Origin of the sequence: Actinomadura sp. 7K534 (assembly GCF_004348575.1) — a bacterium.
Lineage (GTDB): Bacteria > Actinomycetota > Actinomycetes > Streptosporangiales > Streptosporangiaceae > Spirillospora > Spirillospora livida.
Genome location: NZ_SMKB01000067.1, coordinates 1 through 14,335, shown reverse-complemented (window position 1 = coordinate 14,335; position 14,335 = coordinate 1). Strand labels below are relative to the sequence as shown.

The window sequence follows — 14,335 nt, the reverse complement described above, 5'->3', positions numbered from 1 at the left end:
TGTAAGAGCAAGCGGGCCCGGGGAACTCCGGCCCGGACGAATCCGAGGAGGACCTTGTGACCGGACTGACCGCCGCGCGCTGGACGCACGTCGCGCTGCCCAGCGGCGACCTGGACAAGTCGATCGACTTCTATACCGAGCTCACCCCGCTTGTAGTGGTCGAGCGCTTCAAGGACGCCGACGGCGAGAGCGCCTGGCTGTCCAACGAGGGGCAGGTGGAGACGCCGTTCGTGCTGGTGCTGGTGTCGTTCAACAAGGACAAGGGCAACCAGCTGGGCCTGCTGCACCCGTTCGCCCACATCGGCATCGAGGTGCCCAACCGCTCCGACGTGGACGACCTGGCCGAGCGCGCCCGCGAGCTGGGCTGCCTGCACTGGGAGCCGCGCGACATGCCGGACCCGGTCGGCTACATCTGCGCGCTGAAGGACCCGGACGGCAACGTCATCGAGATCTCCCACGACCAGAAGGTGTTCGACACCGTCAGGGCCAAGTGGGGGCGATCCTGACCGGGCGGCCGTGGCCCGTGGAGCCGGGGGCCGTCGCGCGGGTCGAGGAGCGGACCCGCGCGGCGGTGCTGCGGTACCTCGCGGCCCTCAACCGCCATGACGCCGACGCCGTCGCCGCCTGCGTGGCCGAGGGCTTCGTCAGCGAGCACACCGCGGCGGCGGGCCAGGGCGTCGTCGGCCGCGCGGCGTACCGGGAGCGGCTGGACGGCTTCCTGGCGGACTTCGCCGACCTGAAGTACGTCATGGAGGACCTGGTCGTCCGGGACGTGCGGGCGGTGCTGGCGTACTCGATGTCGTTCCGGCTCGTCTCGGCCGGACACGCGCCGGTACGGGTCCGCGGCGTGTTCCGGCTGTGGGTGGACGCGGAGGGCCTGGTGGCGCGCCGCGTCGACTACTGGGACGGGTCCGACGTGGCGCGGCAGCTCGCCGCCGCTCCCAAAGCGGACGCCTGACCGCCCGCCGCCGAGCCGCCCGGCCGCCACCCGGTCGCGCCAGGCGGCGGCACGGTGCTGCCCGGATCATGGCGTGTTGCATTGTGAGATACCGTCTCTTATTGCTTGACAGCTCTCCATCTCGCATCGAAAGATGACGTTGTGCATGTTGTGATGACTTCGCAGGGTCTCGGCCGGCTCGAGGACGGCGCGATCGCCGTGCTCGACACCCCCTACGCCGACGCGGGCGCCCTCATCGAGGCGACCGGCTCGCTGGACGCCCTCGCCGCGGCCAAGGTCGTCCGGCGGATCCCGCTCGACGACGCAACGGGTGACGGCGCAACGGGTGACGGCGCGGCCGGCGACGGCGCCCCCGGGCCGCTGCTCGCGCCCATCCGCCCCCGCGCCCTGTGGGGCATCGGCATGAACTACCACTCGAAGGCGCGGCTGACCGGGCGCGACGTCCCGGCCGAGCCGGTGCTCTACCTGGCCGCGCCGTCGTCGGTGAGCGGGCCCGGCGCCGGCGTCCGGCTGCCGGCCGAGCAGACCGCCGAGATGGACTACGAGGCCGAGATCGCCGTCGTGATCGGCCGTACCCTCGACCACGCCGCCGAGGCCGACGCCTGGGCGGCCGTCGCCGCCGTGACCGCGGCCAACGACATGACCTGCCGCGACGTCATGAAGCGCACCGGGTGGCCCGTCCTGGCCAAGAGCTTCCCCGGCTTCACCCCGCTGGGCGCGTCGCTGCTGAGCCGGGACCGGGTCGCCGGCCCGGACGCGATCGGCGTCCGCTCCTGGGTCCGCGGCGAGCGGCGCCAGGACTCCAGCAGCGCCGACATGATCTTCCCGATCCCCGAGCTGCTGGCCCGGATCTCCCGGTACGCCGTCCTGCGCCCCGGCGACGTCGTGCTGACCGGCACGCCCGCCGGGACCGGCCAGGACCGCGGCGACTTCCTGCGGCCCGGCGACACGATCCGCGTCGAGATCGACGGCGTCCTGCCGCTCACCACCCGGGTCCGGACGTGACCCCGCGCTCCGCGCCGCCCCGCCCGGGTCGGCGCACCCGCCCTTCCCTCACCACCCGCACAGAACAGGGAGAACCTCGATGACCGAAGACAAGAAGCCCGGCTACGATCGCGTGCTCAAGGGCGGGACGGTCATCGATCCCGCGTCCGGCACGAACGCCGTGCTCGACGTCGCCGTCAACGGCACCACGATCGCGGCCGTCGGCGAGGGGCTCGCCGCGGAGGCGTCGGAGGTCATCGACTGCACCGGGCGCTGGGTGCTGCCCGGCCTGGTCGAGGGGCACACCCACATCTTCCAGTACGTGTCCGCGGTCGGCGCGCCCGCCGACGAGGCGCACCTGCGCCGCGGCGTCGTCGCCGCCGCGGACGCCGGGACGGCCGGCGCCTCCACGTTCGCCGCGTTCCGCAAGCTGGTGGTCGAGCCGTCCCCGATGCGGATCGTGAACTTCCTGAACGTGTCGGTGCTCGGCCTCATCGACTTCCGCTTCGGCGAGCTGATGAACCCCGACACGCTCGTCCCGGACGACGCGCTGGCCACCGCCGCCGAGAACCCCGACGTGGTGCGCGGCTTCAAGATCCGCCTGTCCGAGGACGTGGTCGGCGAGAACTGGCAGATGCTGCTGAAGAAGTCCCTCGACCTCGCCGAGCAGGCCGGACTGCCGCTGATGGTGCACATCGGCGAGACGTCCGAGCCGCTTCCGGTCGTGCTGGACCACCTCCGCCCCGGCGACGTCGTCGCGCACTGCTACACGGGCAAGGAGTACGGCATCCTCGACGGCGGCGCCGTGCAGCCCGCGGTGCTCGCGGCCCGCGAGCGCGGCGTCCTGTTCGACTCGGCGCACGGCAAGAGCAACCTCAGCTTCGAGGTCGCGCGGCCCGCGATCGAGAAGGGCTTCTACCCCGACGTCCTCAGCTCCGACACCAGCGCCCGCAACTGGCGCGGCCCGGTGTTCGACCTGCTGACCAGCATGTCGAAGCTCGTCGCGCTGGGCCTCCCGCTCACCGAGGCGGTCGCCCGCGCCACCGTGCGCCCGGCGCAGCTGCTCGGCCTGGAGTCCGAGGGCTACGGGCGCCTGGAGGCCGGCGGCCCCGCCCACGTCACCGTGGTCGAGGAGACCGACCCGGTCGTCCTGCCGGACGCCGCCGGCAACTCCATCACCGCGCCCCTCCTGCAGCCCGCGCTGGTCCTGCACGACGGTGCCGAGGTCGAGACCGTCCCGTGGCGCGGCCTATGACGGCTCCACAGGGTTCGCCGCGGCATTCGTCACCACGGGCCCGGCTGCGGGCGGCGCTGAAGGAGGGCCCCCGGGTCACCGGGACCTTCGTCAAGCTGCCCGCGCCGGACGTGGTGGAGGTCTGCGGCCTCGCCGGCTTCGACTTCGTCGTCGTCGACCTGGAGCATTCCGCGCTCACCGAGGCGGAGGCCATCGGGCTCGTCCGGCACGCCGAGCGCTGCGGGCTGCCGGCGCTCGTCCGGGTCCCGGAGGTCGACGCGCCGCTGATCTGCCGGCTGCTGGAGAACGGCGCCGCCGGGCTGCAGCTGTCCATGCTCGGCTCGGCGGCGCAGGCCCGCGCGCTCGTCCGGGCCACGCGGTTCGCGCCCGCCGGGGCCCGGTCGGTCAGCCTCGCCAACCGGGCCGCCGGGTTCGGGCTGCGCTCGTCCGGCGGCCTGGCGGCGTTCCTGGCCGCCGAACGCGCCGACCCGCCGCTGCTGGTCGGCCAGATCGAGACCCCGTGGTGGCGGGGCGGCGACTCCTGGGACGCGGTGACCGGCGAACTCGACGTCGTCTTCGTCGGCGGCACCGACCTCGCGGTCAGCCTGGGCGCCGCCCCGGGCGGAGACGAGCTGCGCGCGGCCGTCACCGAGATCCGGGAGGCCGCCGGACGGCAGGGCATCGCGTTCGGCGGCTGGGTCCCGTCCCTCGCCGCCGCGGACGGGCACGGGATGGCCGCCGCGCGCTACCTGGTGACGGGTTCTGACCTGCAGATTCTGGCCGCCGGACTGGAAGCGGCGGCCGGCCGAGAGGGGAACGGATGACCGACGAGGGCCGCAACGCCAAGCTCTACAACAGGGTGATCGGCTGGGCCGACATGCCGGAGACCGAGCTGCGCAAGGGGGTGCGGCGCCGGGTGTACTCCACCGACGAGGTGATGGTCGCCCACCACACCCTCGACGTCGGCATGGACCTCAACCCGCACAGCCACGACGACTTCGACCAGCTCGTCTACATCTCCGAGGGGCGCTGCAACTACTACGTCGAGGGCGTCCCGCACGAGATGACGGCCGGGACGTTCCTGCTGGTGCCCGCGGGAGCCGAGCACTACATCGAGCCGCTGGAAGAGCCGTGCGTCAACATCGACATCTTCGTGCCGCCCCGGGCGGACTTCGCGAAGTCGCTGACCTACCTGGACGACCTCTCCTGAGAGGTTCGCCCGCGGCGCGCCGCCTCCGCGAGACCCCAGCAGGGGGCGGTGCGCCGCGACCTCGCGGCCCCGCCGGTCAGGCGCCGGCTCAGGCGGTGGCCTCGGCGTGCGGTGCGCCGTTGTTGCCGAGCCGCTGCGACAGGTCCCGGGTGATCTCCAGCAGCGCCTCGGCCATCGGCGAGTCGGCCTGGCGCGGGACGTCCACCGAGGTGCCGACGATCGCCATCGTCGCGATGATGGCGTCCCCCTCGAAGACGGGCGCGGCGATCGTGTGCAGGCCGTTCTCGGACGGCGAGTTGACCGACAGCCCGTGCTCGCGGATCCAGTCGAGCTCCGCGCGCAGCTCCGGTGCGCGGCGCAGCAGCTTGCCCAGCGCCGGCACCTGGTCGGGCGGGAGGTACGCGCAGAACACCCGGCCCTGCGCGGAGGTGGCCAGGTCGAGCCGCGATCCGACGCGGACGCTGATGCGGATCAGGTGGTCGGTGTTGTCGGCCGAGCGCACCACCGTGGGGGACTCGCCGTCCCAGATGCTCAGCACGACGGTCTGCCCGGCGAGCTGGACGAGCCGGTCCATGTACGGTTCGGCGGCGGTCACGATCGGCAGCGCGGCGCGGGCCGCGGCGGCGAGCGTGAGCACCTGCGGGCCGAGGGAGTACAGCGCGGTGCGGTCGTCGTACCGGAGCAGGTTCGCGGCCCGGAGCGCCTTGGTGTACCGGTGCGCGGTCGCCTTGCTGGCGCCGAGCCGGGCGGTGATCTCGTTCAGGCTCAGATGCGGCCGGCTCACCGTGAACGAGTCCAGGATGAGCGCGGCGCGCTGCACCGTCTGGATCGAAGAGGAGCTCTCGGCCGTGGTGTCTCGTGCGGTCCTCGTCGCCATCCGTTCCTCGCTTCTGCCCGGGCCACCGGCCGCGTCGCGTGCCGTGCGGCGGCTCCGTTGCGGCATGACACGCCATCTCATCACGAGCGAGAGCGGCATGGCGGGTCATTCGCAACACCAATGGGTAAAGCGCCCAGCACGTAACGTAGCGGTAGCTTCACCACGCGCCATCTCTCACTGCGAGACGCAATCATGATGAACGTGACGCTCCTAGTCAAGCCGGTTGCGATCCATCCGTACAGCCCCTTGACATGACGAGCGAGACTGGTGAAGTCTGTACACGATGCGAGATGGTATCTCGAATTGTTGAACGATGCTGCTGATGAAGCGGCGTGGAAGGGGGTGGAGCCCGATGCCCGGACCGGATGGCACGGGACTTCCGGGGCGACTGGTCGTCGAGGACTGGGACGCGCTGACTTTCCGCGTGAATCGGGTCGCGTACCGCTCGGAAGAGGTCTTCCAGGCGGAGCGCGACCGGATATGGGCGCGCACATGGCTCTACCTGGGCCATGAGACGGAAGTCGCCACGCCCAACGACTTCAAGACGCGAACGCTCGGCGGCCGGCCGCTGATCTTCTGCCGGGACACCGACGGCAACATCCAGGCGTGGCTCAACTCCTGCCCGCACCGCGGCACCATCCTGTGCCGCGAGCGCGAGGGATCCACCAAGCTGTTCCAGTGCTTCTACCACGCGTGGACGTTCCGCAACAGCGGTGACGTGGCCGCCATCCCCGGCAAGGACGCCTACGAGGCCGCCGGCGAGGGCTTCCTCGACTCGATGCGGCTGCGCGCCGTCCCCCGGCTGGAGAGCCACGAGGGCTTCGTGTTCGTCTCGTTCGACCCCGACGTCCCGCCGCTGCTGGAGTACCTCGGCGACGCCGCGGACTACATGACGATGATCTCCCAGCAGCACGAGGCCGGCATGGAGGTCCTGCCCGGCACGCAGATGTACGGGGTGCGCGGCAACTGGAAGCTCGGCGTCGAGAACGCCATGGACGGCTACCACTTCTCGCCCACGCACAACACCTTCGTCGGCTACCTGCGCGAGACCGGCTTCGCCGTCACCGACGACGACCAGTACGCCTACAACCTCGGCAACGGCCACAGCCTGCTCGTCCTCACCGGGCACGGCGGCCGCATCAGCATGCTGTGGGAGCCGCGCTTCGGCGAGGACGAGAAGGTCCGCACCGAGGCGCACCGCGCCGAGATGGACCGCCGCCTCGGCCCCGAGCGCGCCAAGTACGTCGCGGACGAGAGCCACATCCTGTTCGTCTGGCCGAACCTGCTGCTGTTCGACCTCGAAGGGCTGTCGATCCGGCAGCTCGAACCGGTCGCGGCCGACCACACCGACGTCCGCGCCTGGCAGCTCGCCCCGCGCGGCGAGGACGCCGACACCCGCGCGCTGCGGATGAAGACGATGGTCAGCTTCGTCGGCCCCGGCGGGCTCGCCACGCCCGACGACATCGAGGCGTACGAGGCGGTGCAGCGGGGCATCGAGGCCACCGCCGCCGACACCCGCCCCGGGATGGACTACAGCGACATGTCCCGCGGCATGGTCGACGAGGTCAAGGGCGTCCAGGGCCGCTCTATCGACGAGGGCGCGATGCGCGGCTTCTGGCGGCACTGGGTCGACGCGCTCGGCGTCGAGGACGGCCTGGCGGTCAGCGGAGACCGTCCCGAGCGCTTCCTTGAGGGGAGGAACGTGCGATGACGGCACTCATCGGCGGCCGCGAGATCACCCGCGCCGACGCGGAGGACTTCCTCTACGACGAGGCGGAGATCCTCGACGCGTGGAAGTACGACGACTGGCTCGCCCTGTTCGAGCCCGGCGCCCGGTTCGAGGTGCCCGCCACCGACTGGAAGGGCGAGTCGTTCTTCGAGTCCGGCTCGTTCGTCACCGACGACTGGGACCTGCTGCGCGCCCGCGTCAAGCGGCTCAAGTCGCGCAAGGCGCACGCGGAGAACCCGCCGTCCCTGACGCACCGGATGATCTCCAACGTGCGGCTGCGCGAGGCCGACGAGCCGGGCCTGCTCCGGGTCACGGCGTCCTTCATCGTCCACCGGGCCCGCGACGGGGAGTTCGACGCCTACGTGGGGCGGTACGACCACCTGCTCGTCCCGGGCGACGAGGGCCTGCGCTTCCGGCGGCGCCGGGCGATCCTCGGCCACGAACACCTGACCGCCGGCGCCCGGCTGAGCTTCATCCTCTGAGGAAACCCTGATGATCCAACACAACCTCGCGTTCCGGTTCCGCGAGGACGCGCCGGCGGAGGCCGTCGAGTCCATCCTCGCTGAGCTGCGCACGTTCCCGAAGCGCTACCCGGCCATGCGCGACTTCTCGCTCGGGCCCAACATCAGCACCCGCAGCGACAGGTACACCCACGCCTTCTCGGTGAAGTTCGACACCCGGGCGGACCTGAACGCCTACCTGGAGAGCGAGTCGCACGAGCGGTTCGTCCGGGAGCGGTGGCGCCCGATCATGGACGACCACATCATCGTCACCTACGAGATCCCGGCCAAGCCGGGGCGGCCGCGCGGCCCGTACGGGATGGAGTACGCCCGCATCGAGGTCCCCGACATGGACCGCACGATCGACTTCCTCCAGTACCACGTGGGCCTCCAGCTCGAACAGCGCACCGACGAGTACGCGTACCTGCGGACCGACATCGAGCACCACTCGATCGAGCTGATCAGCGCGCCCCAGCACGAGGTGGGGCACACCGTCGCGATCGGCTACAGCGTCGAGAGCGACGAGGTCCTCGCCGACCTGCGCAAGCGGGTCGCCGACGCCGGCCACGAGATCCTCGAACTGCAGGACCGGCAGAAGGACCTGTGCTCGGACGGCTTCGCGGTCCGCGACCCCGACGGGCTTATCGTGGAGCTGTTCACCGGCTTCCTGGAGTACGCCGAGCCGCCCGTCACGGACCTGCGCCCGGTCGACCTCGTCCACCCGTTCATCGCGACGACGAAGTACGAGGAGGCGCTGGAGTTCTACACCGGGGTGCTGGGCTTCCTGTCGTCGGACGAGATCGTGGGCTCCACCACGTTCCTGCGCTGCGAGGACCGCTACCACCACAGCCTCGCCCTGCAGAACAACAAGGAGCACTACGTCGCGCACCTGTGCTTCGCGACGAAGAGCCTCGACCACGTCATGCGCTTCCGGGCCCGCGCCCTGTACAAGGGCGAGCCGATCGCGTCGGACCTGGTGAACCACTCGGCGTCGACGTCCATCGCGTTCTACATGCACGAGCCGCTGCACGGCCCCCGCTACGAGCTGTGCGACCGGCACCGCGTGTTCACGCCGGAGGAGCACGAGACGCACCGCCCCCGCCGGATGCCGCCGGACCCGCGCAACATCGACGTGTGGCGCCCGGCCGCGGACGACTGGGGCCGTTTCTGAGCAGGGCCCCGGAGGGCGCGGACATCGTCCGCGCCCTCCAGGTCCTGGCCGACGTCCCGTCCCCGTACGGGCACGAAGCCGCCGCCGCCGTGCGCCTAGCCTCCTGGTGCACGGCGCGGTGGCCCTGGATCGACTGGGACGTCCAGCGGTACGGGAGGGGCGGCGCCAACCTCCAGGCGGGCGACCCGCGCGGCGTGCTGCTCTACTCGCACCTCGACACGTCGCTCAGCGGCGACCCCGCCGAGGACCGCCCCATCACCGCCCGCGCGGACGCTCTTCCGCCGCTGAAGGTCACGGCGTCCGAGGTCACCGGGTTCGGCCTGGGCGTGGCGAGGGCTCCTGCCGCCGCCGCTCTGATCGCCTTCGTCTCCACCGCGTCCCGCGGCATACCCGCGCGCCTTCTCCTGGCCGGTTCGGGCACGCACCGGAGCATGCTGCACGGCCCCGGCGGAATCACTCGCTCGACCGGCCTCGACCACTACCTCGCCACAGAGCCGCGCCCGTCCGCCGCCATCGTCGCCAAGGGCGGCCCGCCGACGATCCTCTGGGAGGAGCCGGGCGCCCTCTACCTGCGCCTGCGCGTCGTCGGCCGGCACGGCGCCGTGCTCGCTCGCGAGTCGGCCGACCCGCCCGGCGGGGTCATCGCCCACGCGGGCCCGGTCATCGAGGCCGTCGAACGCTGGCGCGCGGCCTACGTCGCTTCCAACCAGGCCCCTGGCACCCAGGTGGGCCCGGCCGCCGGCATCGGCTCGCTCACCGCGGGGCGCCCCGACAAGCCCGACCTCTTCCCGGCCCTGCTGGAGGCCGGTATCTACGTGGTGACGGTCCCCGAAGCCGACCCGCAGGCCATAGCCGCCGCCCTGCGAAGCGAGGTCGAGACGGCCTGCGCGAACGGTCCCCTGGCCGGCTGCACGATCGAAGTGGACGTGGACGAGATCCACCCCGCCGCCGCGACTCCCGCCGACGCGCCGCTCGTCCGCACCGCCCGCACGGCCTGGCAGAAGGAGTTCGGCGCCGCCCCGCCCCCGATCACCGGCTGGACCGGCTCAACGGACGGGGTAGCCCTCAGAGCCCATGGCATCGACACCGTCCGCCTCGGCCCCGCGTCCCGCCCGTCCGCCGAAGACCCCCGTTGCGACGTCCTGGACCTCGCATCCCTGGCCGCGTACGCCCGCCTTTACGCCCAACTCCTTTCCTGACGGGCCTTCCTGCGAGAGCTCCCTTGGTCGAGGCCGGCCCCTAGTTATTCCTTGACACGAATATTCGTCATAGAGAATACTTCGTCGCATGGACGACCTGCTGGCCGCACTGGCCGATCCCGCCCGCTGGCGCCTCGTGTGCCTGCTGGCCGAGCGCCCGCGCTCGGTCGGGGTCCTCGCGCGGCTCGCCGGGGCGCGCCAGCCGCAGACGACCAAGCATCTGCAGACGCTGGAGCGGGCCGGGGTGGTCACGTCCCAGCGCACCGGCCAGCGCCGCGTCTACGCGCTGCGGCCGGGCCCGCTGCGGGAGCTGGCGGCCGAGCTCGGGCGGCTCGCCGGCACCGCCGACGAGGCCGGCGGCTCCCGCGAGACCTTTGACCGGTACGGGCTCAGCCTCGACGCGGAGCGGCTCGCCGCGCAGCGGCCGGGGTGGGCCGACGACCGCGCATTCCGGTTCTCCCGGTCACTGGCGGGGCGCCCCGCGCAGGTGTGGCGGCACCTGACCGATGCCGGGCTGCTGGCCCGGTGGTGGACGCCCGACGACCTGCGCGTCTCCGAGCTCGTCTTCGAGGCGCGGCCGGGCGGGCGGATCGTCCAGGAGTACCGCGACGCCGAGGACGTCGACGGCTCCGATCCGGTCGCGGGCCGCGCGGAGGGGGTCGTCGAGGACGTCCGCCCCGCCGAGCGCCTGGCCTACCGGCTCAGCCCGCTCCTCCCCGGGGGCGGTCCCGCCTTCACCTCCCACGTCGGCATCGGCCTCCGGCCGGACGGCGACGGCACCGAGCTGCACGTCCACTACCGGATCAGCGACAGCACGGTCGACTCCGCGGACTTCGTCGCGGGCATCGAGATCGGTTTCGGGCAGTGCCTCGACCGGCTCGTGGCCGCGATCGCCGCGGAAGCGCCCGGCGCGAGCACTTCAACCGCACAAGGAGAACGAGATGAGCGAGACGACTGACGGCCGCAGGGTGACCGCCAACATGAGCCTCAGCCTCGACGGGCGCATCCACGGCGCCGGCGGGCCGGGCGACTTCGCGGCGTTCGCCCCGTACGTGAGCACGGAGGTCGCCAGGGACCACATGAGGCGGTTGCACAAGGACGCGACGACGGCGGTCCTCGGCCGGGGCAACGCCGAGGGGTTCATGGGGTACTGGGGCCCGATCGCCGCGGACGACGACGCCGACCCGCGCGACCGCGGGTACGCGCAGTGGCTGACCTCGACGGAGAAGGTGGTCTTCTCGACCACCCTGACCGAGGCGCCCTGGGAGCGCACCCGCCTGGTGAACGCGCCCGCCCCGGAGGTCGTCGCCGAGCTGAAGCGCACCGGCGAGGGCGAGATCCTCGTCAACACCAGTGCCGGCATCATCCGGCCGCTGCTGGCGGCGGACATGATCGACCGGCTGTACCTGATGATCTTCCCGGAGATCACGGGCGGCGGGCAGCGCCTCTTCGAGGACGGCCTGCCCGCCACGCGGTGGACGCTGTCCTTCCAGGAGACCGGCAAGCTGGGCGAGATGGCCCTCGTCTACGACCGGGCCCGCTGACCCCGCACGGCCGGCAGGTCGCGGCCCCGTTCACACCGCTCCTGGAACGGGGCCGCGGGCTCGGCGGACGGCCGGTCAGAGGCCCCAGGACTCGTTGGGGGCGACCGCGTCCGCGATCTTGAAGCGGCCGCCGGGCAGCGGCTCGCCGGCGTCCTCGATGACGGTCTTGCCGAAGCCGGGCACGAGCGGGCGGCCGACGTCGCGGCGCAGCCAGAGGCGCAGCAGGTGGCGGCGCCGCTCGGGCTCGGGGTAGTCGACGTACTCGGTGCGCGAGTGCAGTGCCGCGTAGTTCAGCAGCCACTGGACGTCGCCGGGCTGGAAGTCCATGTCCAGCGGGAGGCCGGGCTCCTGCGCGATCTCGTCGAACAGGTGCAGCAGCTCGATCTGCGCCTCGGTCAGCCGCGGCACCTCCGGGTACTCCTGCGCCGTGAAGATCATCTGGGCCCCGGCGTAGGTGCTGAAGATGCCGTCCACGTAGCTGCAGATCGGCGACTCGTAGGTGTCGGCCGGGGCGTCGGGGTCCTGCCGGCGCCAGTCCCAGTGCCAGGGCTCGAACAGCAGCGGCGCGAGGTCGGGGCGGCGGCGCAGGATCTCGTTGTAGATCGTGGTGCCGCTGACCAGGCTGCTCGCGCCGCCCTCGCGGGCGCCGCGCAGGCACATCAGGGCGACGACGTCGGAGCTGTCGGAGTGGAACGGCAGCCGGTCCCGGACCCGCGACGGCAGCGCGGTCGGGTCGTCCATGGTCTTGTTCGAGGTGGCGATGACGTGGTCGAGGACGTCGCCGTACTGGTTCTGCGGCATGGGCGCGCCGAGGTGCAGGCCCATCAGGTAGAAGATCGCCCCCGCGACCGCGTCGCCGTACTCCTCCGTCCGCAGCCCGCGGACGAGGATGAACCCGCGGCCCGAGTCCATCTGCTGGGCGCACTCCTCGATGAGGCCGGCGGCGGCGTCCAGCGGGTAGTCGGCGGCGGTGACGGTGCGCAGGTCGGGGTCGTCGGCGACGAAGCGCCGGCCGGCGGCCTCCAGCTCGTCCCGCTCGGCGTCGGACAGGTGGTAGATCCACTCGGTGGAGCCGGCCAGCTCGTCGCCGCGCCAGGCGGACGGACCGGAGATCGGGGACAGGTCAATGGTCGTGGACATGATGCCTCGCACTTCAGAAGGAGGGCAGGACCGCGGACGGGACGCCGCGGCCCGGGGAGACAGGGCGGCGGACGTCGCGGATTAGAAGGGCGTCTGCACGATGCCCGCGGCGGTGCCGGGACGCATGCCGGTGCGCGGGGGACGCACGCGCAGCGGCTCGGAGTAGGCGCGCACAGCCGGTCCAAGGCCCCGTGAGGCGACTCGGCTCATGGCGTGCTCCCGACTGTGGAGGATCTCCCGCAAACCGTAAGCCAACCTCGCACATCCCGTCAACCGAGATGGCATCTCGTATTTCCGTCACCCATTTGCGGCTCCGGAGACTGGGCCGAGGGCACCTGCATCCACTACAATCGAACATATGTTCAAGTGGGCACAGGAATGGTCCTCACCCGAACGACGCCGGCCCAACCTTCCACGTGCGGCGGCCGTGCCGACGGCAGCCTCGCCCGACGTCCTCGCTACCTCCATCGACGCGATCAGGAGCTCCCAGGCGCGCCAGCGCCCCATCGTCATGGTCACCTGTGCTGCGGACGGCCTGCCCTGGGTCTGCGTCCCGGACTGGGGCGAACTGCGGGTGATCGAGGACCGGTGCCTGCGCGTCGCGATATGGCCCGACGACCCCACCGTGGACGACCTCGATCGCGGTGAGCCCGTCCTGCTGATCGTCACCGGCTCACCGGACGTCCACCTCATCCGCGCCACGGCCCGCCGCTTGGCCGACGCCGCCATGGTGTGGGCGCACTACGACCTCACCATCACGTCGGCCCGGATAGCCGACCGCGGCACCGCGCCCTACTCCGCCCAGCTCGGCCCCGACACCGCCACCCGCAGAGAGATCCTGAACGGCACCGCCCCCCGCTAGCGCCGCCGAAGCGGTCGATCGGCCGCCCTCTCCATATGATCAACTTGCCCGTTTCGCGTGTGGCACAGTGGGCGCAACCGAGATCTACGGTGTGCACGATGACCGCCGCGGAAGGGACGTCGATGCCGGACGTCACGGCTCTCCAGCCGGGAGATCCATCGCGACTGGGCGACTACGAGGTATCCGGGCGTCTCGGGGAGGGCGGCCAGGGCGTCGTCTACCTCGGGCGCGGCCCGGGTGGCGAGCAGGTGGCGATCAAGCTGCTGCGGACACGGCTCGGCCGCGACGGCAAGGCGCACCAGCGGTTCGTGCGGGAGGTGGCCGCCGCCGAACGGGTGGCGCCCTTCTGCACCGCGCGGGTGATCACCGCCGACCTGCACGGCGAGACCCCGTACGTGGTCAGCGAGTACGTCGACGGCCCCTCGCTGCACGACCGGGTGCGCGACGGCGGCCCGCTCACCGGAACGTCCCTCGACCGGCTCGCGATCGTGACGGCGACCGCGCTGGCCGCCGTCCACGAGGCGGGCATCGTGCACCGGGACTTCAAGCCGGGCAACGTGCTGCTCGCCCCGGACGGCCCCCGGGTGATCGACTTCGGTATCGCGCGGGTGCTCGACGCCACCTCGACCCTCACCAGCCAGCTCGTCGGCACGCCCGCGTTCATGGCGCCGGAGCAGATCAACGGCGAGGAGACCGGCCCGGCCGGCGACATGTTCGCCTGGGCGGGCACGATCATCTACGCCGCCACGGGCCGCCCGCCGTTCGGGGGCGACACCGTCGCGGCCGTCATGAACCGGATCGTCCACCACGAGCCGGACCTCGGCGCCCTGACCGGCCCGCTGCGCGAGGTGGTCGCCGCCGCGCTGAACAAGGACCCCGCGCAGCGCCCCACCCCCCGCGACGTCATCGACCACATGGTCAAGGGCC

At 72.1% G+C, this 14,335-nt stretch carries 17 protein-coding genes; 14 read left to right on the top strand and 3 right to left on the bottom strand.

From position 1 onward, the window contains the following. Positions 1-56: 56 nt before the first annotated feature. The 6 genes from E1266_RS15880 (at position 57) to E1266_RS15855 (ending at position 4,386) form a co-directional block, all read left to right on the top strand. On the top strand, positions 57-506 hold the full coding sequence (locus E1266_RS15880; RefSeq protein WP_132047602.1) for a VOC family protein: 450 nt from the start codon (positions 57-59) through the stop codon (positions 504-506). Next, on the top strand, positions 491-958 hold the full coding sequence (locus E1266_RS15875) for a nuclear transport factor 2 family protein (RefSeq protein WP_243718456.1): 468 nt from the start codon (positions 491-493) through the stop codon (positions 956-958). Before E1266_RS15880 ends, E1266_RS15875 begins: the two co-directional genes overlap by 16 nt. 153 nt (positions 959-1,111) lie before the next feature. Next, entirely contained in the window at positions 1,112-1,963 is an 852-nt protein-coding gene (locus E1266_RS15870; RefSeq protein ID WP_132047600.1) for a fumarylacetoacetate hydrolase family protein, read from the top strand. Between the two features lie 79 nt (positions 1,964-2,042). After that, positions 2,043-3,197 carry an amidohydrolase family protein gene (locus E1266_RS15865; protein WP_132047598.1) on the top strand — a complete coding sequence of 385 codons (1,155 nt, stop codon included), beginning with the start codon at positions 2,043-2,045 and terminating at the stop codon, positions 3,195-3,197. Then, positions 3,194-4,000 (top strand): aldolase/citrate lyase family protein, encoded by an 807-nt coding sequence (locus E1266_RS15860; protein WP_132047596.1) that lies wholly within the window; start codon positions 3,194-3,196, stop codon positions 3,998-4,000. The genes E1266_RS15865 and E1266_RS15860 overlap by 4 nt, the downstream gene beginning before the upstream one ends. Beyond that, complete coding sequence (locus E1266_RS15855; protein ID WP_131975427.1) at positions 3,997-4,386, top strand: cupin domain-containing protein; 390 nt, start codon at positions 3,997-3,999, stop codon at positions 4,384-4,386. Before E1266_RS15860 ends, E1266_RS15855 begins: the two co-directional genes overlap by 4 nt. A gap of 88 nt (positions 4,387-4,474) precedes the next feature. On the opposite strand, the gene E1266_RS15850 is transcribed toward E1266_RS15855, so the two are convergent. Next, on the bottom strand, positions 4,475-5,263 hold the full coding sequence (locus tag E1266_RS15850; RefSeq protein ID WP_165966104.1) for an IclR family transcriptional regulator: 789 nt from the start codon (positions 5,261-5,263) through the stop codon (positions 4,475-4,477). A gap of 352 nt (positions 5,264-5,615) precedes the next feature. Between E1266_RS15850 and E1266_RS15845 the strand changes: the two genes are divergently transcribed. From E1266_RS15845 to E1266_RS15820, 6 genes are all read left to right on the top strand, one after another. After that, entirely contained in the window at positions 5,616-6,974 is a 1,359-nt protein-coding gene (locus E1266_RS15845) for a Rieske 2Fe-2S domain-containing protein (protein ID WP_165966103.1), read from the top strand. Continuing rightward, positions 6,971-7,474 (top strand): aromatic-ring-hydroxylating dioxygenase subunit beta, encoded by a 504-nt coding sequence (locus E1266_RS15840; protein WP_132047590.1) that lies wholly within the window; start codon positions 6,971-6,973, stop codon positions 7,472-7,474. The genes E1266_RS15845 and E1266_RS15840 overlap by 4 nt, the downstream gene beginning before the upstream one ends. A 10-nt stretch (positions 7,475-7,484) precedes the next feature. Next, a complete protein-coding gene (locus E1266_RS15835) occupies positions 7,485-8,663 on the top strand; it encodes a Dabb family protein (RefSeq protein WP_132047588.1) in 1,179 nt (392 codons plus the stop codon). After that, positions 8,627-9,862: a M20/M25/M40 family metallo-hydrolase gene (locus E1266_RS15830; protein WP_132047586.1), complete on the top strand. Its 1,236-nt coding sequence runs from the start codon at positions 8,627-8,629 to the stop codon at positions 9,860-9,862. The genes E1266_RS15835 and E1266_RS15830 overlap by 37 nt, the downstream gene beginning before the upstream one ends. Positions 9,863-9,950: 88 nt before the next feature. Continuing rightward, on the top strand, positions 9,951-10,820 hold the full coding sequence (locus E1266_RS15825) for a metalloregulator ArsR/SmtB family transcription factor (protein WP_132047584.1): 870 nt from the start codon (positions 9,951-9,953) through the stop codon (positions 10,818-10,820). Then, positions 10,804-11,406: a dihydrofolate reductase family protein gene (locus E1266_RS15820; protein ID WP_132047582.1), complete on the top strand. Its 603-nt coding sequence runs from the start codon at positions 10,804-10,806 to the stop codon at positions 11,404-11,406. Before E1266_RS15825 ends, E1266_RS15820 begins: the two co-directional genes overlap by 17 nt. Positions 11,407-11,481: 75 nt before the next feature. On the opposite strand, the gene E1266_RS15815 is transcribed toward E1266_RS15820, so the two are convergent. After that, on the bottom strand, positions 11,482-12,546 hold the full coding sequence (locus tag E1266_RS15815) for a TauD/TfdA family dioxygenase (RefSeq protein WP_132047580.1): 1,065 nt from the start codon (positions 12,544-12,546) through the stop codon (positions 11,482-11,484). Between the two features lie 81 nt (positions 12,547-12,627). Continuing rightward, positions 12,628-12,756, bottom strand: coding sequence for a hypothetical protein (locus E1266_RS39885; protein ID WP_279436325.1), 129 nt, complete (start codon positions 12,754-12,756; stop codon positions 12,628-12,630). A 217-nt stretch (positions 12,757-12,973) separates the two neighbouring features. Here E1266_RS39885 and E1266_RS15810 point away from each other — a divergent pair, with 217 nt between their 5' ends. Continuing rightward, positions 12,974-13,408 carry a hypothetical protein gene (locus E1266_RS15810; RefSeq protein WP_132047578.1) on the top strand — a complete coding sequence of 145 codons (435 nt, stop codon included), beginning with the start codon at positions 12,974-12,976 and terminating at the stop codon, positions 13,406-13,408. Positions 13,409-13,506: 98 nt separating this feature from the next. Beyond that, the coding region (locus E1266_RS15805) for a serine/threonine-protein kinase (protein WP_243718455.1) at positions 13,507-14,335 on the top strand (829 nt) is incomplete at its 3' end.

Coding starts and splice junctions, on each gene's coding strand:
- E1266_RS15870 (WP_132047600.1), top strand. CDS start 1,112: ATGACTTCGCAGGGTCTCGGCCGGCTCGAGGACGGCGCGATCGCCGTG.
- E1266_RS15865 (WP_132047598.1), top strand. CDS start 2,043: ATGACCGAAGACAAGAAGCCCGGCTACGATCGCGTGCTCAAGGGCGGG.
- E1266_RS15860 (WP_132047596.1), top strand. CDS start 3,194: ATGACGGCTCCACAGGGTTCGCCGCGGCATTCGTCACCACGGGCCCGG.
- E1266_RS15855 (WP_131975427.1), top strand. CDS start 3,997: ATGACCGACGAGGGCCGCAACGCCAAGCTCTACAACAGGGTGATCGGC.
- E1266_RS15850 (WP_165966104.1), bottom strand. CDS start 5,263: ATGGCGACGAGGACCGCACGAGACACCACGGCCGAGAGCTCCTCTTCG.
- E1266_RS15845 (WP_165966103.1), top strand. CDS start 5,616: ATGCCCGGACCGGATGGCACGGGACTTCCGGGGCGACTGGTCGTCGAG.
- E1266_RS15840 (WP_132047590.1), top strand. CDS start 6,971: ATGACGGCACTCATCGGCGGCCGCGAGATCACCCGCGCCGACGCGGAG.
- E1266_RS15835 (WP_132047588.1), top strand. CDS start 7,485: ATGATCCAACACAACCTCGCGTTCCGGTTCCGCGAGGACGCGCCGGCG.
- E1266_RS15825 (WP_132047584.1), top strand. CDS start 9,951: ATGGACGACCTGCTGGCCGCACTGGCCGATCCCGCCCGCTGGCGCCTC.
- E1266_RS15820 (WP_132047582.1), top strand. CDS start 10,804: ATGAGCGAGACGACTGACGGCCGCAGGGTGACCGCCAACATGAGCCTC.
- E1266_RS15815 (WP_132047580.1), bottom strand. CDS start 12,546: ATGTCCACGACCATTGACCTGTCCCCGATCTCCGGTCCGTCCGCCTGG.
- E1266_RS39885 (WP_279436325.1), bottom strand. CDS start 12,756: ATGAGCCGAGTCGCCTCACGGGGCCTTGGACCGGCTGTGCGCGCCTAC.